The sequence below is a fragment of the Leclercia sp. GHBNCSD genome, from assembly GCF_055805075.1.
In genome coordinates this window covers 2,945,310-2,967,184 of record NZ_JBQVYO010000001.1, presented here as the reverse complement: position 1 = coordinate 2,967,184, position 21,875 = coordinate 2,945,310, and the positions used below count along the sequence as shown (strand labels likewise).

Annotated in this window: 21 protein-coding genes; 6 read left to right on the top strand and 15 right to left on the bottom strand. The window is 45.7% G+C overall.

Features of this window, described 5'->3' with window-relative positions; genetic code table 11:
* Positions 1-199: 199 nt before the first annotated feature.
* From ACT3IC_RS14320 to ACT3IC_RS14290, 7 genes are all read right to left on the bottom strand, one after another.
* The gene (locus ACT3IC_RS14320) at positions 200-1,063 is read right to left on the bottom strand and encodes a hypothetical protein (RefSeq protein WP_104895873.1); all 864 of its coding nucleotides are present in this window, start codon (positions 1,061-1,063) and stop codon (positions 200-202) included.
* Positions 1,060-2,682 carry an AAA family ATPase gene (locus tag ACT3IC_RS14315; RefSeq protein WP_320741535.1) on the bottom strand — a complete coding sequence of 541 codons (1,623 nt, stop codon included), beginning with the start codon at positions 2,680-2,682 and terminating at the stop codon, positions 1,060-1,062. Before ACT3IC_RS14315 ends, ACT3IC_RS14320 begins: the two co-directional genes overlap by 4 nt.
* Before the next feature lie 9 nt (positions 2,683-2,691).
* A complete protein-coding gene (locus ACT3IC_RS14310) occupies positions 2,692-4,305 on the bottom strand; it encodes a restriction endonuclease subunit S (protein WP_369604489.1) in 1,614 nt (537 codons plus the stop codon).
* On the bottom strand, positions 4,305-5,840 hold the full coding sequence (locus tag ACT3IC_RS14305) for a class I SAM-dependent DNA methyltransferase (RefSeq protein ID WP_369604490.1): 1,536 nt from the start codon (positions 5,838-5,840) through the stop codon (positions 4,305-4,307). The genes ACT3IC_RS14310 and ACT3IC_RS14305 overlap by 1 nt, the downstream gene beginning before the upstream one ends.
* 136 nt (positions 5,841-5,976) lie before the next feature.
* The gene (locus ACT3IC_RS14300; protein ID WP_473477913.1) at positions 5,977-7,449 is read right to left on the bottom strand and encodes a hypothetical protein; all 1,473 of its coding nucleotides are present in this window, start codon (positions 7,447-7,449) and stop codon (positions 5,977-5,979) included.
* Between the two features lie 657 nt (positions 7,450-8,106).
* Positions 8,107-9,210 (bottom strand): hypothetical protein, encoded by a 1,104-nt coding sequence (locus tag ACT3IC_RS14295; protein WP_473477910.1) that lies wholly within the window; start codon positions 9,208-9,210, stop codon positions 8,107-8,109.
* A gap of 133 nt (positions 9,211-9,343) precedes the next feature.
* The gene (locus tag ACT3IC_RS14290) at positions 9,344-9,544 is read right to left on the bottom strand and encodes a helix-turn-helix transcriptional regulator (RefSeq protein WP_320741349.1); all 201 of its coding nucleotides are present in this window, start codon (positions 9,542-9,544) and stop codon (positions 9,344-9,346) included.
* A 223-nt stretch (positions 9,545-9,767) separates the two neighbouring features.
* On the opposite strand from ACT3IC_RS14290, the gene ACT3IC_RS14285 reads away from it, so the two are divergent.
* Complete coding sequence (locus ACT3IC_RS14285; protein WP_320741350.1) at positions 9,768-10,343, top strand: hypothetical protein; 576 nt, start codon at positions 9,768-9,770, stop codon at positions 10,341-10,343.
* A gap of 25 nt (positions 10,344-10,368) precedes the next feature.
* Here the strand turns inward: ACT3IC_RS14285 and ACT3IC_RS14280 are convergent, their stop codons facing one another.
* The 5 genes from ACT3IC_RS14280 to ACT3IC_RS14260 all read right to left on the bottom strand — a co-directional run bounded on the left by ACT3IC_RS14280 (position 10,369) and on the right by ACT3IC_RS14260 (position 13,614).
* Positions 10,369-11,298 (bottom strand): tyrosine-type recombinase/integrase, encoded by a 930-nt coding sequence (locus ACT3IC_RS14280; protein ID WP_320741351.1) that lies wholly within the window; start codon positions 11,296-11,298, stop codon positions 10,369-10,371.
* A 46-nt stretch (positions 11,299-11,344) separates the two neighbouring features.
* A complete protein-coding gene (gene radC / locus ACT3IC_RS14275; RefSeq protein WP_270359347.1) occupies positions 11,345-11,797 on the bottom strand; it encodes a RadC family protein in 453 nt (150 codons plus the stop codon).
* Position 11,798: 1 nt separating this feature from the next.
* Entirely contained in the window at positions 11,799-12,260 is a 462-nt protein-coding gene (locus tag ACT3IC_RS14270; RefSeq protein WP_320741358.1) for a hypothetical protein, read from the bottom strand.
* Between the two features lie 119 nt (positions 12,261-12,379).
* Positions 12,380-12,772, bottom strand: coding sequence for a DUF2787 family protein (locus ACT3IC_RS14265; RefSeq protein WP_320741359.1), 393 nt, complete (start codon positions 12,770-12,772; stop codon positions 12,380-12,382).
* A gap of 353 nt (positions 12,773-13,125) precedes the next feature.
* Positions 13,126-13,614, bottom strand: coding sequence for a hypothetical protein (locus ACT3IC_RS14260; protein WP_473478919.1), 489 nt, complete (start codon positions 13,612-13,614; stop codon positions 13,126-13,128).
* A gap of 120 nt (positions 13,615-13,734) precedes the next feature.
* On the opposite strand from ACT3IC_RS14260, the gene ACT3IC_RS14255 reads away from it, so the two are divergent.
* The 4 genes from ACT3IC_RS14255 to ACT3IC_RS14240 are packed head-to-tail and all read left to right on the top strand — an operon-like array spanning position 13,735 to position 15,288.
* Positions 13,735-14,004, top strand: coding sequence for a helix-turn-helix domain-containing protein (locus ACT3IC_RS14255; protein WP_071645127.1), 270 nt, complete (start codon positions 13,735-13,737; stop codon positions 14,002-14,004).
* Positions 14,005-14,015: 11 nt separating this feature from the next.
* A complete protein-coding gene (locus ACT3IC_RS14250) occupies positions 14,016-14,543 on the top strand; it encodes a hypothetical protein (RefSeq protein WP_000246193.1) in 528 nt (175 codons plus the stop codon).
* Positions 14,544-14,557: 14 nt separating this feature from the next.
* A complete protein-coding gene (locus tag ACT3IC_RS14245; RefSeq protein ID WP_071645125.1) occupies positions 14,558-14,917 on the top strand; it encodes an acyl-CoA dehydrogenase in 360 nt (119 codons plus the stop codon).
* A 35-nt stretch (positions 14,918-14,952) separates the two neighbouring features.
* Positions 14,953-15,288: a hypothetical protein gene (locus tag ACT3IC_RS14240; protein WP_071645124.1), complete on the top strand. Its 336-nt coding sequence runs from the start codon at positions 14,953-14,955 to the stop codon at positions 15,286-15,288.
* Between the two features lie 78 nt (positions 15,289-15,366).
* Here the strand turns inward: ACT3IC_RS14240 and ACT3IC_RS14235 are convergent, their stop codons facing one another.
* The 3 genes from ACT3IC_RS14235 to ACT3IC_RS14225 form a co-directional block, all read right to left on the bottom strand.
* Complete coding sequence (locus ACT3IC_RS14235) at positions 15,367-16,032, bottom strand: RipA family octameric membrane protein (RefSeq protein WP_320741352.1); 666 nt, start codon at positions 16,030-16,032, stop codon at positions 15,367-15,369.
* 35 nt (positions 16,033-16,067) lie between these two features.
* Positions 16,068-16,928: a hypothetical protein gene (locus ACT3IC_RS14230; protein ID WP_101244564.1), complete on the bottom strand. Its 861-nt coding sequence runs from the start codon at positions 16,926-16,928 to the stop codon at positions 16,068-16,070.
* A gap of 766 nt (positions 16,929-17,694) precedes the next feature.
* The gene (locus tag ACT3IC_RS14225; protein WP_320741353.1) at positions 17,695-18,984 is read right to left on the bottom strand and encodes a tyrosine-type recombinase/integrase; all 1,290 of its coding nucleotides are present in this window, start codon (positions 18,982-18,984) and stop codon (positions 17,695-17,697) included.
* A gap of 218 nt (positions 18,985-19,202) precedes the next feature.
* On the opposite strand from ACT3IC_RS14225, the gene mutS reads away from it, so the two are divergent.
* Positions 19,203-21,764, top strand: a complete 2,562-nt coding sequence (mutS, locus tag ACT3IC_RS14220; protein ID WP_473477901.1) for a DNA mismatch repair protein MutS — start codon at positions 19,203-19,205, stop codon at positions 21,762-21,764.
* Positions 21,765-21,875: the final 111 nt, after the last annotated feature.

Below are 21,875 nucleotides of genomic sequence, written 5' to 3'. Positions count from 1 at the left end.
CACTTATCAAATAGACAGAAACTTAAGAAGACTAATCGACCAAATCCAAAGAGAGCTTAACAGCTTCGGCTGGAGGTATCTGCTCAATCTCGGAATGGCTATACACAATGGTTAACCGTAGCAACTTATCAGCCGTGGAAGACCTATTGCATAATTGTTAACACTTCGCTTAGATTCTTATTCGATAATCCCCTCAAACTCATAAATAGACTGCATCAAGCACCCCTTCATATTCCGGTTTATGCTTGAACCCATCTAAGTAAGCGATACAAAAACTGGAAAATGGTGCCCTTTTACTTGTCATTTCCAACAAACGACAAATTGTCTGTTCATATGCAAAGTCGTTATCCGCGTCGCCTGTCTCCAGTTTGTTAAAGTACCTTTTTGCAGCGTTGACTTCCTTATCAATCTGGTCTCGTAATTCTATGCGGCAACGGACAAAATCTGAATGATTGAGGTTATAAAATAAAATAGACTGGTCGGCACGCATAAACTTACGGGCATGCTTTTCCTTAGAAAACCGGGGCATAGCTTCTCCATCAGGTTTAAATTGAAGCAATTGCACGTCGGTTGCCTTTAATGGATCCAGTAATATCGGTTGCTCTTCTTCCAAGTCACAATCTGGAGTTCTCGCTCTCATCCCCTCGTCGCACAGTGGAAAGTGATCAGCTTTACCGCCTGTAACGCCAGTTTTTACATCAGTTCTTCGACGATTCGCGACAATACAGCTACAACGATAATTTTGGAGGGAGAAAGTCAGCCACCAGTAACCATCATGAGGTTCTGCCGTCAGTAGCGTTTCTTGCACTCGCTTTTTAGGACGAAAATGATCGACGTCTACATCCGTTCCTTGCTGTGGAGCCTCTGTGTACCAACACTTGTAATTGAACAAGGATTCCAGTACATGTTTCACCGCTTTCCAGTGATCCTGATTTTTTTTAATAATCTCTGAGCGTTGCTTATCGTTTTGCGCCGCTTTAAGCGAATCTAACAGCTCCTGTGCTTTCTTATGCCAACCATCCGGTAATTGGAGCTGATTGAAATCAATGTCTAAGTGTCTCATTTTTCATTCTCTTCCCGTTCTACAGCAAGTATGCGTTGAACGATCGCTTTGGCGCGCTCTTTACGTAATCGTTTAAGTTCAGGCGTGACGGTAGCAGCTTCAGATTCTATTTCCACTTCTCTACGCACACGCAAATACTGAGCGTATTCCTCATCCCAATGTGCTGTCGTAAAACCAAGCCCCTCTATCGCTTTATCAATTTTTTTTAAACGCCCAGCCTGAATAGGGGATAATTCAGATTTTTCAGTAAAGCGACGTCGCAATCGCAATAAACGTTCCGTTGGATTATCTAAGGTGGTTCGTAGACCAAACATGTCGCTAGTGAGAATTCCACCATAGCCCATGCCTTTGGGGCTCTCCTCTGGTTCTTGTGCATGTACTTGAAATTTAGAGTCCCTCCACATTACTTGAATTTGCTGCTTATCTAATTCAGCAATAGCTAATGGGTGATGTGTTACCATCAGCAAATGGCAGGTCTCATGGTTAGGTACGAATTCACGCAGGAATTTAAGGTACTTAACGGCCCATGAGGGATTAAGGTGCGTGTCAGGTTCGTCTAGTAAAAATAAGGAATCTTTACCACCCGTGAATTTAAGAAGGCCTAATACAGTCAGTAGCTGTTGTTCACCTTCACTAAGTTCCTGGAATGTGATTGGATTTTGAGCGTAAGTTACCTTAACTCGAACATGAACTTCAGAAATAATTTCAGAGAGAACTGTGCTTTCAAGCATCTTAAAGAAAATACTCGGCGTTAGCTGCTTGGCTATTTCATGCAGAGTTTCAACGGATGGCAGAAATATATGAATGAAATCATTTTTTTTATTTTTCCCTGTGAGACTAGTGTCCTCATTTCGAGTCACCTTCACGGGAGCTAAAGCATGGGGATAAAGTAGATCTATAAATTCACGAACGACACCATCAGCGCCCCAGAATCTGTCCTCTTTGTCTCTTTCCCATGCCGGACGTCTCAATACAAAATGTATTGAATCAAGACTTTCTATGCCAAGCTCTTTTTCTAGAAATGTGCGTTCTCTTTTAAGCTCAGGGCTAAGAAAAAAAGCCATCAAAACAAATTGGCTATGAAGAGACTTTGCATAAAATAGCGACCGAATATCAGCTTTCAAGTCTAGGTCGTTGTAGAGCAGCTCGCGATAATAATCATCACGATGCTTTCTAAAATATTTTTCTAATCGATCTGATGGCCCGGAATAATAGGCAAACAGAAAGTTAGGAAGAAATTCCGCTTGCTTAGTTCTCTTATCACGCTTCACTTTAGAGAAAGGTATGAGCTTGAAATCCGCTTTGCTATTGTGTTTATCTTTGACAGAAACTTGATATTGCTTTGCTAATGTTCCTCGGTTTGGATCTGCATCCACCTTAACGTCATACCACTTGACACCGCCTTCTTCACCAAGTTGAAAGTACAACTCATAAGAAAACGTTGGGGCTTCTCCTAAGTCAAGATTTCGGAATATAGCGACCAAAGCTTCAAGAACGTTGGATTTTCCTGAACCATTACGACCTACCACGACTGTCATTAGGTGGTCTTCATCAAAGTCCACTTTCACATTTTCAAGATTTTTGAAACGTGTGCGAATATGCAGTTTGTCGACTTTCATGGGCTATCCTTAATTCTTTGCTTTATTCATTGGTAATTTAGCCAAAGTGAACCAATCTTGGCTATCGTCACCGCGATCAAGTTTTACAATAGACTCTTCGATTACAAGAGCATCACGAATATCTAAAAAGAACTGCTCCAGTTGCTCGGTGCTACTGTCGCTGGGGTAGCCCGCCGCCGCCAACAATTGTTGGCCACTAAGCGGTTCCCCAGCATGTTTCAACGCTTCAACAACTTTGATGATTTTTTTGCTCATACGGCTGTCAGCCTTCTTTTTAATAGTTGTCTTAGGTTGTTTTACGATAGCTTCACGTTGTGCCTGAATTTTTTTAAGCAAAGCTTTAGCGCTGTTATCACCTCTGATCAACTCAGGGTTGGCGGCACGCCAATCAGCAGAGAGTTCACCGCGAAAAGCTTTAGCCAGAATAGATTGAGTAAGATTATTTACTCGTTCTAATGCGACACTAGTTTTTAGTTTGATGTTATCTGCAAATGAGAAAATACCTTCAATGCGGCGGACGATTTCCGTTTGTTCTACCATTGATGGAACACTGATTGTATATGCTATAAGTTTTTGAGCATTGATATTTGACTGACTTACGCCGTCAGACTTTACCTGATAACAATAATCTTTGGCATCTTGACTATTTAAAATGTAATTCAAAAACTCAGGGTTTAAATTTTCTTTGCATTTAATTCGGATCAAATAGCCAGCATATACAGCTTCTCTTTCCCCCCGAAAAATCGAGGTTTTACCAACTAACTCGGGACTATTTGTACGATTAAACAGTACGTCACCTGCGAATAGCTTATACTTTTTTATTTCTTCTGGGTCAGATGTATACGCTAAGCTTGTCCAATCTATCTTCCCGTCTTGTAAATTGCCCATTCTCAATACAGGCACGAGGCCTTCTGGCTGAGATTTAGCCGATGAGCCGTAAGTTGGTTTTTCAACAAAATCACCGAGAACCCCATGTTTCCACATACCAAGGTTTTGCTTATTTAATTCTCGCCAACCTTCCGTCAACTTCCCGCTGACGGCAGCATTAATAACTGATTGGCGTAGGGTTTTAAGGATATCGGGTATGCGCTCAAGTCGGGCTTTAGTAGCCTCCACCTGAGCCAGAAGAATGTCGAGTTTGTCGGTGATTACTTTTTGTTCTGCCAAAGGGGGCAATGGAAATTTATAAGCTTGGACATCTGAAGACTTTGCAGCCGGGTACAAAGCACCTTGTACAACGCCGCTAATGGAATCAATAAAGTCTTTTGAACGAGTCAACATAAAAATATAACGACTATCAACTAATAATGATTTGATAACTTCAAAGCCAGTCGAAGCTATTTGGTTGTCTAATTCACTTGGAACCAATGCGACAGCATTGAGGTTAGGTCTTGTTAAAGATACAAGAACATCTCCTGTATTAATAATTTTTCTAGCCCGACTAGGTGCATTTTCCCCAATTAATGTTTGGGGTGATTCTATAAATTTTAAATTTCTATTGATACTCCCAATATCAACATAAATAAAAGATTCTTCTCCTGAAGGCTTGCGCTGTTCTCCTTTAATTGAAATATCAGAGATCGTGGAAATGCACCACCCCTGCGGCAAATGAATCTTATTCATCAACTTGCCCCTTCTAACGCAATCAATAGCTCATCCAGTTCGCTCAGTGTAGCTTCGAGTTCTTCCTTTGCCTCCCGCGCTAGTACTACTGGCTCCGGCAAATTAGCTGCATCCACATTGTCTTTATCTTTTAGCCATGAAATATCCAACGAATCATCTTTAGCATTAGCTATCCACTCACGGCCAAAACAGCGCCAGCGAGAATGTGCCAGTCGTTCGTCAAAATTCTGGTTTTCTTCAATAGCATCTACATCTAATTCAATCTGTTGAGCACCAAAACTGTATTCCCCCTCGGTACGCTCACTAGTGCCGTCAGGATTGTCACCAAACACTGTCTCAAAGACTCCTAAGTGCGGATCTGTACCAAACTCTTCAGGAGAAAAACCAATATCAGGATTACCAAAGGGTGTGCGTTTACCAAAACTAGGCATATTGGTGCGCAAGTCGTACACCCAGACATTCTCAGTACAGTTTTCTTCTTGGTATCTATTTTTGGCTGAACCTTTGGTGAAAAACAACACATTAGTTTTGACGCCATGGGCATAAAAAATACCAGTTGGAAGGCGCAAGATAGTATGTAAGTTGCATTTATTCATTAAATCGCGACGTACATCAGTACCGACACCAGATTCAAATAGTACGTTATCAGGTAACACTACAGCAGCACGACCGCCAGCTTTAAGACTCAAATAAATATGCTGCAAAAAAACGAGTTGCTTATTTGCATTAGGAAATGGAATATCATTTCGTAAAGGGCGCTGCCCCCCAGCTTTATTACCAAAGGGAGGATTAGCTACGATCACATCGGGTTCATCTAATTCTGCCACGTCATCAGTCAGAGCATCACCATAAATAATTTTTGCATCTAAATCATGCAAAAAAGTGTTCATTAGGCAAATGCGACGAGTATTTTTTTCTATCTCCACCCCTTGGTATTTAGGTGGATTTGTTAGGTATTCTTCTCGTGAGTACTTGTTTCGGATGTAGCTGTCAGCAGAAACTAAGAAACCACCACTTCCTGTTGCAGGATCTTGAATTAAGTCTCCAAGATTTGGTTGTATTAACCTCACTATAGTGTTAACTAAAGAACGTGGTGTGAAGTACTGCCCAGCCCCTGAACGTGTGTCCTGAGCACTTTTATCAATTAAGCCGCTATAGAGATCACCAAAGCCATCTTTTCCTACTTGGTGCCACTCTATCTTTGAAATACCATCTATAACAGCTTTTAAATTTTCAGAATGGGAGAAAACGGTTGTAGGGAATGCGTAAATCTCTCTTATGACTTCATTTTTAACATGCGCACCCAAGTGGGTGAGCATCTCTTGATAGAACCCTAATAATCCTGCTTCTGGATGGGATTCGAGATCAGCCCAGCGGTAGCCTTCAGGTATCAGCTTTTCTGAACCATTCTCTTGAGCAATCTTCAGAAAAAGCAGATAACTTAGTTCAGAAACATACTGATAATAGGTGATACCATCACCTCTTAGTATGTTACAGAGACTCCAAATTTTTTGAACGATCGTTTCTTGCTTCATATTTTCAATTAACTCAGGATATAATTGTGCTCACTTTAAATGATAATACACCATAACATAATGAAAAGATACAATAATTTATCCGACTACCAGCCCAGTCTATGAATCCTCAGATTTAGATAATGTATAACTCTCTTTAATGCTTTTTCTCAATTAAAAGGTATGGATGGGACCAATCGGTTACCTCCTCATATGAAACAAACCCATCGTGTTCCAGTGCGCAAACACCCTTATGACTGGCAACGTAATCGTAGACAGCCCGGCTTTCCAGTCCCTGTAACATGTGCGACAACAACTTTCGGCGCATCACATCTGACTTCCTGCGTTTACGCGCTGCCACATCTTTGTAGGTAATGTTGAAAGATTGCCCTACCGCATTGGTAACGCATTTGCCGTAACGATTGGTCAATGCTGTGCTTTCGTAATGATCCAGCAGTAAACCCAGATCTCGCCGTAAAGGCTTCAGAAGGCGCTTCCAGCGTTTCAGTACCCGCTTTGCTTCTGCCTTACCTAGCTCACGGTTCAACAGGCGTCGGGTGCTGGATTTAAGCGATAATGAGACGAACCCGGCGTTGAATACGCTGGAAAACCTGAATTGCTTCACCAGCTCCTCCGCAACACGCAATACCCGGCAGATATATTGAGTTTCCAGCACTTCCAGCGATTCGGCCGAAATGCCAATGCTCAACAGCTCATGCCGTAGTATCTCAAGCTGGCATCCCTTGATGTCATTGTTCACACCACGTGCCAGACACGCCCACTTCATTTTAGACGGAAGACTCTGAAAGCCAGTGCCAACCTCAAAGGATCTCCCGCCAATGTACGCAGTCTTATAAGATTGCCTGTAAGAAACCGTCAACGGTGACTCTTTCACCAGATCCACGCCTGTTTCAGCCAGTCGCGACAGGAAGTTGAAAATGAATATTTTGTTCTTCTTGGTGGGATTCTCATTATAGTAATCCAGCAGTGCCTCCAGATTGATTTCAAGCGGCTCAAGGTTATTCCAGACACTCACTACCAGCTCCCTGAAGGCTGCGTTGGGGATATCGCGTTTAGACTGCTTATGTGTAGCGTTCTGCCCACGGTCGATCGCAACTCCAATCAGATCATCAAATGAGTAGCTTTTACGCTTGGTGAAAATGTCCGTCAGATAATGGTAACGATCCTTACGGCTAAGGTATGCCTCGCGGTCGTTGCCAAACAACTTACGCAAAAAACGTTGAGAAACAGCATATTCCCGGCATGAGTGCTGAACATTGGAATACCCGGTTAGTTTGATAATTCCCGCGCTTGCCAGTGCCTCCATTGCACGCTCATGGGTCGGCCCACTTTTCTTGAATACTCCAGGGAGTTTCGCCCTACCCAGCTCAAAGGGTACTGGCACAGAATAAGACCATTTTTTATTCGCCTTAATCTTTGCTTTTTTCCTGTTCTTGCGACTACAGCTAGCAACACAAATAACGTGCTGGAGAAATACTGCAATATTACGATAAAATGGACGTCGCAGACTTGGCACACCATTATAAGGAATGCTGAAAACGACCGTCTTGAAATAGTCCAGTGTTGAATCTGTGACAAGAATATTGTTGTACGTAATGTATGGCTTCATAATTCACCTGTATATAGAGATCAAAGCCCCATGCCCTGACCCCATTTATTTACAACTGAATTACGGAAATCTTGTGTGAACCCAACAAGGTTCAGATGGTTATTGTTAGATGATAATATTGGAGGCTGGAGCCTCATGATAGCTGATACTGGATAATGGCTATAGTATGTAATGATATATATACAATAATATAGAGATAGAGTGTATACAGAGCATAATAGATACGGCTATGAACCCTATAGACGCAAATAGCGAATAAATATCAGCTTAGCCAGAATGGGATTAGCGGATACGTAAAACGTTACCGGTTATTAAGCGGTGTAACTCTCTCCCGGTAATATTCAACAGCGGTTGTAGCCACATGTTATTTTCTGAATTTAATTCTTTTGAAATCTCAACTTTGATAAAAACCGCAGCTACTTGCCAACGTCAGAATCAGGGGAAGCCATCGCCGATTTTCCCCTACCATTGTACGAGGTGCCGATTTCAAGTTAAACCGTACCTGTAGTTAGCCGGTCTGCCACAGCAAAATCCGACAACGTTGGACAGTCAAAAGGCGGTCATTTCCCAGGTTTAATTTTCTCCTCGCCTTTTTAGGCTTGCCGTTGAACAAGCCACAGATGAAGATGCAGCATCCCTGCCGCAACACCATGGCACTTATTTGCCGCGAGATTTAAGCCATTTTTTACGGATGTCCGGTTGCCAATACTGCGGCTGTCCCAAAATACCCAGCTTCTCGATAACCAGTGGAAGTTTGTGCCAAATAGCCTCTGCATCAAACAAGTCCACCAGATACGTTTTCATCACCTTATCTATTCGCTTTTTAGCTGCCTCTTTGGTCGGACTAACAGCCCTGCCATTCAACTCACTGGCCGGACGGAACGTTTTACGGGCACGGGGGACAGTCATACGTTTCAAACGTTTGGCAAAGTCTGGATCCAGCTTGCGATCCCTGATTAGCTTACGGTCATAGAATGCCAAACGTGATACCAGATTCTCCATTTGCGACAGGTTACTCAGCATCAGTTTCTGCTTACCTGGAGACAGACGCAGCTCCAGACGTAAAAAACACTCATGCTGGCTTTCATCCAGTGTTAGCTGAGCTGTTGCCCGACGTTCTTCAAGGCTTAACTCAGGGGCGTTTACTTTTTCGTATATCGAAGCTACTACGGTGGTAGCCCCTAGCCGCATACCCTCCTGCTTGCCATAAGGATCATTGAAATCACCATCATGAACTTTGGCAAGACCAATCAGAAAGTCATGCAGCTTCATCCCCATCACATCCAGCGCGTAATGGATGGTCGTGACCCATGAGTTACGCAACCCCCGGTACAGGTATTTACCAATACGGCCTTTGCGCCCCAACCAAATGAATAAGTCGCTCATCTGTTCAGCTAGATAGTGTTGGGGGCTTAATTCCATTCGCACGGCACCGCGTTTCTTGTTTGTTGGTCCAAAGTAGATCATCAGTAGAACTGGGTGATGTTTAGACTTGTTTGCTAGACGGATTTCAACTACCCAGCGGTAGAGACTATCGCACTCATCCTTGCCTGCGGGGCGAACCCTGACCTGATAAGTATCGTCTGATTCAAGCTGAAACAAGCGATCTATCATCACCTGATTTTCCTGCTTGTCGAACAGGTCAGTTACCCAGGCAATTTTGTCGAAATGCCCATAACATTGCTGTCCTACATTACTGCATTCCAGTGATACGGCGTATGCCAGTGAATCAACACGTTCACTATTAAATGTTTTCATCATAATCTTTTCCAGGTGTCCTGTAGCCCGCCAACAAGCAATAGCGATCCACCTACAAGAGGAGCAATCATTGACATTGCTATGCCCTCTATAGGGTTCATTGGGGGCTATGTGAGGGTTACACACACACATGCGCTTAGAGTTGCGCGTTGATACCGCGTGACTGAATCCACTCCAGTACGTCATTGAGTCCCCAGCCCACTGCGCGTCCACCATCGCCGGTCAATTTTTTCCCTGCCTTAAACTCTCCTTTCGAGATGAGTCGGTACAACGTCGCTGACGAGATCCCCGTGAGATGAAGAACCTCTTTTTTACGCAAAATACGGTTGGTGTTCATGCTTGTGCTCCTTTGAGCTGTTTCAGGAGCGGGGTTATTTACAACCACTAAAAAACAGTAAGGATTCGCTCAACGTTGCCTTCTTTGGGCTAGTTCAAGGGATCTTTAATGTGGATGTCATTCGAGAACACCTATTTCTGGCACCAAAACGATCACATCAAGGGCTATTGGCCACTGAGGCTCAATGATGATATTTTGAACAACACTCTCATGGAGGTGAGCTGTGATTGGTAACCAAAGCAACAAGGCTGACGCTAAATGCCACCGGGAACGGAAAAGCAGTAACGAGGTCTTTGAATTTCTGGAGAAGAAGCTTTATCTGGGACGGGATACCCGGCAAAAACTGGCACTGATTGCCCGGAAACTAACGGGAGCGGGCTTTAGCCCGGATAAATTCGACGCAGAGAAAGCGGCGGATGTGCTGAGTGCCTGCGTGAATCACATGTTTAATGACCTGCTCAATGAGGGAGAGCTAAACGGGATTTATGGGCTGGAGGAGTACCCCATGATAGTTCCAGCCAGGTCCCCTAAGGCATTAGAAATCTATACTGTTTACCAGCTTGTAAAAGGTCGTTTTGACAAGCTTCATACGGGGGAGTCAGATCGTGAGAAATATGCTTCGGTAGCAAAAAAACTTAATGAGTATGGAATATGGAAACCCCGGTTAAAACGTCTCTCTGACGGTAAAGAATGGGCGCGTGAGGATGTTGCGTGGATGCTTCAGCCTGAAAATATCAATGCACTGATTAAAGTCCAGAATCAAAAGTATGCGCGGTTAAGTGCTGAAGATAAAACTTAAGCCGAGTCTGGAAACGGCTCAACAGCTAAAAACACCTGATGCGTTTACTGGCGCTGATTTTCATGCTCTCACCACGACAGTCATAGCGGGTTGTCGTGGATATGTCGCTGTGACCTGCCAACTGGCGGACGGTGTTGATATCCACGCCCAGCTCCAGCAAACGGGTGATGAAGGTGCGCCGCATATCATGCGGAGTAAAACGTGCTATGCCTGACGTTTGCTGTAATTCAGCCAAAATACCCGTTAACCCGGTTGTTGTCAGAGGCTGGCTGGCGACCTTACCATTGCGCTGGATACGGCTGAACAGTGCGCTTTCAGCCTCCTCTGCGCCAACTTTCAGCCACGCGCGGATAGCCTTATCCACTGCATCCGCCACGTGAATTTCGCGGTATTTACGCCCCTTCCCTTGCCGCACCGTCAGGATGCCGTTGTCATAGTCCCGGCACTCAAGTTTGACCAGTTCACCGGCACGCAGGCCCGTTCCACAAAGTATCAGCACAATAGCGGTATCACGACTACGCCGTACCGTCTGCGGATGCTGTTTTGCGGCCTGAATCAGTGCCCGGATTTCTTGCCTGTCTAATGCCCTTCCCTTGCGCTGGATATCGCCGCTCACGCGCTTCACTGACCGTATACGAGCCAGCGTTTCGGCATCCATACAATTGAGATTAAAGGCCGTCTGTGCCACGCCCCGCAGAGCTGACAGCGCCATGTTCACCGACGACACGGCGTAACCGTCATCCAGCATTGCCGCACGTACTTTAGCGACGGCGGCGTAGTTGAGTTGTTCCCACGGATAGTCTGCTGCATCAACACCGCGTTTAAGTATGCTGGCGCTACGGTTTAACAGGCTGATGATACCTCTTCGCCCCGAAGGAGCCAGACCGCCAATATACGCATCAAACACGGTTGTTTGCACCATAGGCACAACCTGACATAACGCTGTCCTGCTCATGAACGTAACCCGCAATAACGTACATTAAACCAGGTAACTTTCAGCATCACACCAGCCCTCGCTCAGCCATCGACACAGTTTCAGTTCCTGCCACGATAAAGTGATCAAGTAACCGCACATCAAGCATTTCCAGCAGCTCCTGAAGCTTTTTGGTCAACTGGATGTCACAACGGCTGGGTTCAGGCTCGCCGCTGGGGTGGTTGTGGACAAGGATGGCTGCGGCGGCGTTATGTTTCAGCACACGCTTAATAACTTCGCGGGGGTGAACGCTGACCGAGTTTAATGTGCCCCTGAACAGGATTTCGCGGTGCAGCAGCTGATTCTGATTATCGAGCAGGATGATGCCAAACTCTTCATGTTCAAGCGGTGCCAGCTCAACCATCACGCACCGCCGTACATCATCAGGGGAACAGAGCTGAACCCCACGCTGATAGAACCGGCTGATAATGTCACGCGCCTGATCGAGGATACGCGTTTCACGTTGGGTAAATAGGGTCATGTCAGAACTCCCGTTCAATGAAGTAAATGGCGTCAGGAAACAGCTGGCGGCGGGTTACGCCAGTACGCAGGGAGAAAGCTTTACGGGGCATTGAAGTTCGCCCGTTACTGTCAAAGAAGCAGAGCATTTCTTCATCCATTTTGACCAGAAGGGACCAGTGAAACTGGTCGCTGAGCATAATCAGGCGGGAATAGTCAGTGACGTCAAGAAACCGCTGCATTTCCCTGAACAGCCGCCCGTCTGTTAACCCCCGCTTCCCAGCAAAGGGTCTGGTGATTTGAACCGGAAACTGGCGGCTGTAATGCCCTTTCTGCAACACCTGCACTATCAGCCAGTCTAAACGGTCTTCTTCAATCCCTTCAGTCAGCCATTCATGCAAAGGCCAGCGCTGCTGATAGGTCTGAATAAGCCGGTTCATTAACGGGCGTCGTTTAACCCTGCCGTCAAACAGCCAGCTCAGCATGTTAACCACACAATAAGCACCGCAAAGACAGTCCAGTTCGCCCTGTTGAGACGCACGTATCCCTCTGTCAGTCGTCACAGATTATTCCTCATAAATTAGTGATGGTTAGTACAGAGGGATTAGCTTTCCCAGAGAACGGTAATGGTGTAGATGTTCATGGCGTGATATTGAATAAAGTTGGATTGCCAGAGTTCAAATAACTCCCTTCCGGCGTTAACAGGTAGGTCACCAACATTAACCAGAAAGACATATTGCTGACTCCAGCTGATATCAATTTCCTTTTCCAGTTCGGGGTACACCATTCCCATATAACTGAAGTCGGTAATGTAATCAAAATACCATTCGTTATTGCGAGAAATAAGCCGTATTTCGACAGGATGGTAACCGCCCTTTTCAGCGCTGTAACTCAGGTCTTTAAATAACAGACTGACGGCTGTAATTTTGGCTTTATGCGGCGGTGGATTTCCCGCTTCATTTAAAATGATATTTATTAATTCTTGATCGACGGGCATAGCAAGCCCTTCCTGATGGACAATATTCATCAGTGATTTTCCTGTTCAATCTATTTTAATAAGACATCATGCCTGCATCAGTATCGGCGGGTTTTAATCACCTGATAAATAATAAGTACATGGCAACATACTGGCTGCAAGTAATAACACTATCCAGCAATGACATTATACCAACAATATACTTTCACTGCAAATAATAACAAAAGAAACTAATTTATGATTCAGAAAAGAAATAACTGACAACAGATTTTTATTCATAATTAAGTGATGGCATACTTTCCATTCTGCCATGTCAGACAGGTCAGGGTTCCGGGGTGGTTCCTTCTGTCTGGCATGGCGGAAAACTGACGCTATCACACCTTCCCGTTCAGCTTTTCAAACAGGCTCTTACGCTCATCTTCGGGCAGCTTCATGATTTGTACCGCCAGTTCAGAAACATCAGGCCCCTGAGATATCAGATCGTCCTTTACCAGCCTGAGGGCCTGCTCCATCAATTGCGCCCGCGAAGCTGGTGACATATTGCGATACAACTGAATCCAGAGACTAAGTTGGCGATCGCTGTCGGTGAGAGTAAACGCTTCGCCCTTAGCCCTGCTTCTCTCATCGTCAAGAGACATTGTGGCTGCGCTGATATGGTAAACCACACCTTTCCCGGTAGTCCTTTTACGACGTATTTCTGGGTGCAGGGATGCCAACTTTTCCAGGCGCATCCTAGCGCCACGCGCAGTGCCCGGCATCCCCTCAATATGAGTGAATTCCTCTGCTGTCAGCCAGTCTTTAGCCCCTTCAACAGAAGCTTCAGGATGGGTCGGTATAGCCGATACTGATCTCTTACTGCTCATATAAATTTCACCAGATATCAATGCGTTAATAAAAAACACAAAAATAGATACCAAAAGAACTTGAAAGGTATCTTTTATTCGCATTTAATATCCATGTACTGATTCCATGGAGTTAATACTGTGCGTAACTCAACAGCATCGCAGAAAAAACAGAGCAAAGGAAGTTCAGGAAACTGGCATCGTGCCGATATTGTGGCAGCACTTCACAAGCGAGGGTTAACGCTAGCGTCGCTTTCACGCAGTCACGGCCTTGCGCCACGTACATTAAATAACGCCTTAGAGCGTCATTACCCCAGAGCTGAGCGCATTATTGCCGGAGCTCTGGATACGACACCGGAAACATTATGGCCGGAAAGGTATGCCCTTAAAAATGGACCAAGTAGCAGGTAAAGGATGCAACCATGGCAACCACCATCACTGAAATAACGGAATGCTTTGAGTATTTTTTCAGTTCTCTTTATCGCAGGGAGTTCGTCAAAACCCTGCGTCTGAACGAATGTAGCGAGCGGGAATTACTGCCTCTGGTACGTTGCTATTTGCTGGGTTGGTTTGCAGATAACGTCTCACCGGAAGTAAAAAGCAAGCTGCCAGGAACTGTATCCGGGCACGGTTACATTGATTTTGTCATTGATGATGTAGCCGTTGAGTTTGCAGTACGTAAACCAACTGCGGCACGTTCCAATGTCTCCGCGACCGTCAACAGTACAGAAGTAAAGAAATTGATGAAGCACGATGGCAAAGCCTTGCTTGTGCTGTTTGACTTCTCTGACACGCCTTATTCAGAAGAACAGATCGAATCCTTCCGCAACTGGCCTTCTCTTGGTCGAGGGAATCATCGCAAGTCCGCATTCAACGTCGTTTATTTCTTTGTGGAAAAACGCAGACCTCTGGCACTGGGGAAAATCACCAAAAACATCCGTATCACTTAACAGGGAATTAATTAATGAACAGAAAACTGTTGGCCTTATTGATGGCAGCCATAACGCTACCTGTCGCGGCAGCGCAGTACGTAAAACCCGGAGCGGTTCTAACCCTGAATCCGGGAAAGGGTAATGCTGAATTCAACATTAATGCCTCAACAGGGGATGGTTCGGGCGTATGCAATATGGATGGTACGGCACAACAAATAGCTGCCGGAGAAAGCCAAAAGCGTCGCTGGGTCTGGAATGACAATGCCAGCCAGTGTGTCGCAATAATCAGTGAACTGAATAATGGCAAGACCAGCGTGATGACTCGTGGTTGCGAAGGATACTGCGGGGATTCTGCGGCAGGCGCAATGGATGGTCTATTTAATAAGAAGTAATAAGTATCGTTAATTAACGAAGGAACTACATACAGATGAAAAGAGCAATACTTCTGGTATTAATTGCTGCTGGTTTGCTGGCTGGCTGCGGCGAGAAAACGCCAAAATGTAGTAGTGATGACGCAAAAAACCTAGTCGCGGATATTGCCAGAAAGACAATCGAGAAAGGCATGACACTGGATAAGGATGTGCGGATTACAGTAGAAAATGTCAGAACAATAAGCTATGAATCAGGCCTTGATGTTTATCAGTGTGCCGCTGATTTGACCTTCACAAAACCAGACCTGCAAAACTCCCTGCCAATCACATACCGGATTCAAAAAACTGATGAGGGGAAAGGCCAATTCTATATAAACGTCTCAGGCTTATAATATTTTTATAACAGTTAGACTTTCTTTTGGGTGGAGTCCCTTCCATCCAAAAGGATAACTTGATAAAAAATTAAAACTCTACTCAATAGATGTTTCCCTCAGTATCGCTTTTGGTGCATGTTTGTCTTTATGTGTTCTACCAGAAAAAAACATTAAACAGCAAAGCAAACAAGCTAATAAAACAACAAAAAAATGAGCTGAAATATACAAAAACGGTCCATTAATTAAAGATATATTTTTTAAAGACTTATAGAGTGAGTATGACAGAACAACAACCCAAGACATCATGACATAGGTTGCAACCCATTGGTTTATTTTTGAAACTGATATGCTTAGAGGGCCAGTAACAATTCTTTCAAAAAAATCGTTATGCCCAGGCCGTTCAAGAAGTGTTTTATATAATGGGCCTGTTATTTTATTCTCAAGCATATCGAGATGATTTTCCCAATTTTCCTGCCAATACTTACTTCCTCTACTAGATAAAAACCACGCAAAGGTAAAAACAAACCCTATATTTGCAATTACTATTGATATGAAATACTTATTTTCTATATTATCAGAAGACAAAGCAGCAAAATAACCTGCAAATGCTACCGCTATCAATGCCCAAAAATAATTAGCTCTTTTCCAGTAAAGTTCAATTTCAAACTTCCTAATATCTGATACTTGAGTGAAAGCAGCTTTTAATAATTCAGAGTTATGCTTATCAACTTCAAATTTATTGTTGTAATCATCTTGAGTCATCACAATCCTCACTTTTAAACATAATTATCTTAACATCAAGAAACCAGAATCACTTTCTTTTTATATTTCTTTGACAATTCCGCCTTAATCCCTGCAAAATTGACTGCAAAGGTTCGGCCTTGCATATTAAATCCATTTTCCTCTTTAAAAAGTGGATTCAGTATGGAAATTGCCTCTCTATATTTCCAATAATACGACGAAACACCAGTATGAACAAAGTAGTTAGCCCATCTGTTTACGTGTAAAAGATCATTAACATCAATAACTTCGCCAAAGAAATTAAGTCTTTTATTTTGTTTAATAACACTTAATATTTGATGGACGGTTATATTACTTTCTTTATTATGAGAGTCGTATGCTTTTTCGTATCCAATCACTTCCTTGATCTTCATTTCCAATGCCATTCTGATAAAAACAGGTATAATGGAAATATCAAAATTCATAACATTAAGATTTGGAATTGTCTTATAATTATTAGTTCCTAGCCATGACGCCTTAAAATAAAACATCGAAGCCCACTGCGTAACAGGCTTAGTAATTCTACCATCTAAATTTAAAAAATTAACTCCGGAATGATAATTAAGATCCCACAAATCATATATAAATTCTTTTGACAGCGCAACTATGTCTGATTCTTCTTTTATATGTCCACTTTTCAAAATTTCAAAAAAATCATTTAAATGTTCCCTTGCAAAATAAACATTTGCATAGACATGATCATGGGAAATTATTCTTGGATGAGAAAACAAATCATTTCTTAACCTCCTAACACCTCTTTTTGTGACATTTTTATCCAAATAATCATTCATACTCGATAACATGCCCTTTAATTCAGACAGGTTAACATCTGAGTGATCCCTTTTAAGTTGCCTTAACATCTTTTGAATTTCATCCATAATAATTCATCACTCGCAAGATTAATTTTAACACTAAAATCTCAAGTCAATAATAATGAATTATTTCCACACTTACTAAGAAAAAATGTGACAATTAATAGTCAATCCATATTAGGGAAAAAACACATCATTTGAATTGAGGTTAGGATCCAAGCTCTTTGGTCAGAAGAGCTCTTCACCTATCAGTGCTAATAGTAGGAATAGAACTGCTGAATCAGTTGCAGCACTGCAACGATCAGGTTAAGTATGTCAACAATAAGCGACATCATAACTAGCTCCTTAGATTGGAGCATGACTAGCCACGGGGTACCCTTAAATTGCCTATAACCGTTGCATGTCCGGCTAGGAACAATTCATCACGCACTAAGATGGGGGCATTGCCAGCACCACCTGCTACAACTAGGCGAGATAGACCCACTGTTAGACCTGACACATTGTGTCTGGAAAACAGTGCTATGGTCACTAGGCCACAAGCAAAACTCTGCTATGTGAAATTTTAATGCCACCTCTAATCTGTCAAGTGCTCACGACAAATTAAATGCAACATGATCTCGGCTTCCACCAATGTATACCGCGATGAAATTACTTTTCCTAACATCTCTATAGTATTTATTAACTGCTATTATGCAAGCTTTTTGCGCTTGTCACGATTAAGTAGTACACTTAATGAGCTAGGAACGATTCATCACACGGTTGAACTTAGGCTACCAACCAATGTTCAACTCATGCGCCTTATGATCTTCAATAGATCATTGGCGCATCCCCCTCATATCCCACTATTTATTTTTTCTAGATAATCCGCCCACACCTGCAACCACTTCCGGCACTCAGCATCATACTTATACAAGTTATAAATCCCCTCAACTCCACCGCGCGTATGCCCCAATATGGCCTCGGCTACCTCATTTGGACATTGCAAGCGGGATAATCCTGTCCGCACTGTACGACGCAGATCATGCGGCGTCCAATGGGGTATATCAAGCATTTGAGCACTTTCACGTAAACGCCATGAGTTTTCCGTCAGGTACTTCTGCTGGATTGGCTTCTTCGTCGCCTGTGAAGGGAATAGGTATTTATCGGAGGTTAGGCGTAGAACTTTGAGAAAGTCGATAGCCTGATCGGATAACTGAACGTAGCGCTCTACCCCGGTCTTGGTTTCCCGTAGATGAATGGTGCCTTTTTCAAGATCAACATCCTTCCATGCCATATTGCAGACTTCACCGGTACGGCAACCGGTCCAGAGAGTCAGACGTAACACGTTTTTGATCGTTGGCGTATAAGCAGAGCCCGGAAGCCATTTAAGGAATTTTGCAAGCTCGTCCTCACTCAGTACTCGTGTTCCACGTCCATTTGTGAGCTTGATTCTGGTCTGTCGTAAGCTGGATTTTGCTAACAACGCCGGATTCGCAAAACTGTCATCAAAGCGCCCAAGGCCAATTGCAAATTCATATGCAAGTGAAAGCTCCCTCAGTACATTCCCTGCCTGTACGGTTGCACCTCGAGCTACAATGCCATTGATTAAATTAATGACATCCTGGCGCGTAATCTCAGCAGCATTCCGGGTTCCTAAGCTTTTAACAGCGTCACCATAGAGAGTACGACGAACCTCAGCCTGCCCTTTCGGCTTTCTGGCACCGGGTATGACCTTTCCGTCCTTCGTTTTACGATCCTCAATACGTTCAGTAAGATACAGTTCAACTAATCCCTGTACGGTCAATTCAGGGATCTTAGCTTGTTCAGCTTCAATCGCACGCTGGAGCTTGTCTTTTTTGAGTTCAGTCGCAGGGCACCGACCTTCCTGTCGGAGGAGCTTTAATTCGTGGAGTTTAAGACGTGCAGCGGCGAGAGAAGTCTGCGGGAAGTTACCAATTTTAACCTGAGCAAGCTTGCCAGTCAGAGGACTTGTGTAACGGTAGAAAAAAGACTTAACCCCAGTTGCACCACAGGAGACACGTAAGCCACGATTTTCGCCAACATCAGCCTTATCTTTATCGCCTGGCTTCATCATTTCAACCGCTTTAAACGAAAGTGGCTTTCCCTCTTGTTTTCCTGCCATAAAGACTCCGTTATCATGCACCTTATGTTAGTCATGAACATAAATGTAGGTTGCGCTGTATGTGCCCATATTTTACCAGGCCATAGGTTGGCAAGCTACACTTTAACCTACATTTAAATGTAGGATTTCATGATATCCGATGAGACAACGTGAAACCTAATGATAACCATAAAAAACACTAACTCATTAAAAATTAAGAAAATGGACATCACAAACCGATGAGTACAATAGAAAATTTAGACTCACACACCCCAATGATGCAGCAGTACCTCAAGCTGAAAGCTCAGCATCCCGAGATCCTGCTCTTTTACCGGATGGGCGACTTTTACGAGCTGTTTTATGACGATGCGAAACGCGCCTCGCAGCTGCTCGACATCTCCCTGACCAAACGTGGCGCCTCGGCAGGTGAACCCATCCCGATGGCCGGTATTCCACATCATGCGGTAGAGAACTACCTGGCGAAGCTGGTTAACCAGGGTGAATCGGTCGCCATCTGCGAACAGATTGGCGATCCGGCCACCTCGAAAGGCCCGGTTGAGCGCAAAGTAGTGCGTATCGTCACTCCGGGCACCATCAGCGATGAAGCGCTGTTACAGGAGCGCCAGGATAACCTCCTTGCCGCCATCTGGCAGGATAGCAAAGGTTTCGGTTACGCCACGCTGGATATCAGCTCCGGGCGTTTTCGCCTGAGCGAACCGGCCGATCGCGAAACCATGGCGGCCGAACTGCAACGCACCAATCCTGCGGAGCTGCTCTATGCCGAAGATTTCGCCGAGATGGGGCTGCTTGAGGGGCGTCGCGGCCTGCGTCGCCGTCCGCTGTGGGAGTTTGAAATCGACACCGCGCGTCAACAGCTCAATCTGCAATTTGGCACTCGCGATCTGACCGGCTTTGGCGTAGAAAACGCGCCGCGCGGCCTGTGCGCCGCGGGCTGTCTGCTGCAGTACGTAAAAGATACCCAGCGCACCGCCCTGCCGCATATCCGCTCCATTACGATTGAACGCCAGCAGGACAGCATCATTATGGATGCCGCCACCCGCCGCAATCTGGAGATCACCCAGAATTTAGCCGGTGGTGTGGAGAACACCCTCGCCTCGGTGCTCGACAGCACCGTCACCCCGATGGGCAGCCGTATGCTGAAACGCTGGCTGCATATGCCGGTCCGCGATATTGCCACGCTCACCGCGCGCCAGCAGACCATTGGCGCCCTGCAGGATCGGTATAGCGACCTTCAGCCGGTATTGCGTCAGGTGGGCGATCTGGAACGTATTCTGGCACGACTGGCGCTGCGCACCGCACGCCCGCGCGATTTAGCCCGCATGCGCCATGCCTTCCAGCAACTGCCTGAACTGCGCAGCCAGCTGGCGGAGATCGACAGCGCCCCGGTGCAAAAGCTGCGCGAGGCGATGGGCGAATTTAGCGAACTGCGTGAACTGCTGGAAAAGGCCATTATCGATGCCCCGCCGGTTCTGGTGCGTGACGGCGGCGTGATTGCCCCGGGGTACAACGAAGAGCTGGACGAGTGGCGCTCGCTGGCCGATGGTGCGACGGACTATCTGGATAAGCTGGAGATCCGCGAGCGTGAGCGCCTTGGGCTGGACACCCTGAAAGTGGGTTACAACGCAGTGCACGGCTACTTTATTCAGATCAGCCGTGGACAGAGCCACCTGGCTCCTATTCACTACGTGCGCCGCCAGACGCTGAAAAACGCCGAGCGCTACATTATTCCGGAGCTGAAAGAGTACGAAGACAAAGTGCTTACCTCAAAAGGCAAAGCGCTGGCGCTGGAAAAACAGCTCTATGACGCCCTGTTCGACATCCTGATGCCGCACCTTGCGGATCTGCAGCAGAGCGCCACGGCGCTGGCCGAGCTGGATGTACTGGTCAACCTGGCGGAACGTGCCGAGACGCTGAACTACTGCTGCCCAACCTTCACCGATAAGCCAGGCGTGCGCATTACCGAAGGGCGCCACCCGGTGGTGGAACAGGTACTGAACGAACCGTTTATCGCTAACCCGCTGAACCTGTCGCCGCAGCGCCGGATGCTGATTATTACCGGGCCAAACATGGGCGGTAAAAGTACCTATATGCGCCAGACGGCACTGATTGCGCTGCTGGCCTACATCGGCAGCTACGTTCCGGCGCAAAAGGTGGAGATTGGCCCTATCGACCGTATCTTTACCCGCGTGGGCGCGGCGGACGATCTGGCGAGCGGTCGCTCCACCTTTATGGTCGAGATGACCGAAACGGCAAATATCCTGCACAACGCCACGGAGTACAGCCTGGTGCTGATGGATGAGATTGGTCGCGGCACCTCCACCTACGACGGGCTCTCGCTGGCGTGGGCCTGTGCCGAAAGCCTGGCCAATAAGATCAAAGCCCTGACCCTGTTTGCCACCCACTACTTCGAGCTGACGCAACTGCCGGAGAAGATGGAGGGCGTGGCGAACGTGCATCTGGATGCGCTGGAGCACGGCGATACTATCGCCTTTATGCACAGCGTACAGGATGGCGCGGCGAGCAAAAGCTACGGTCTGGCCGTGGCGGCGCTGGCGGGCGTGCCGAAAGAGGTGATCAAGCGGGCCCGTCAGAAGCTGCGCGAACTGGAAAGCCTGGCGCCAAACGCAGCGGCTACCCAGGTAGATGGCACCCAGATGTCTCTGCTGGTCCCTGCCGAAGAGACCTCCCCGGCGCTGGAAGCACTGGAGAACCTCGACCCGGATTCTCTGACACCACGTCAGGCGCTGGAGTGGATTTATCGGTTGAAAAATCTGGTGTAAAGCTCTGCGGTCTGTATCGCCCGGTGGCGCTATCGCTTACCGGGCCTGCGGAGATTTCATGCGGTTTTTACGCCCGGTGGCGTTATCGCTTACCGGGCCTACAAAAGACGC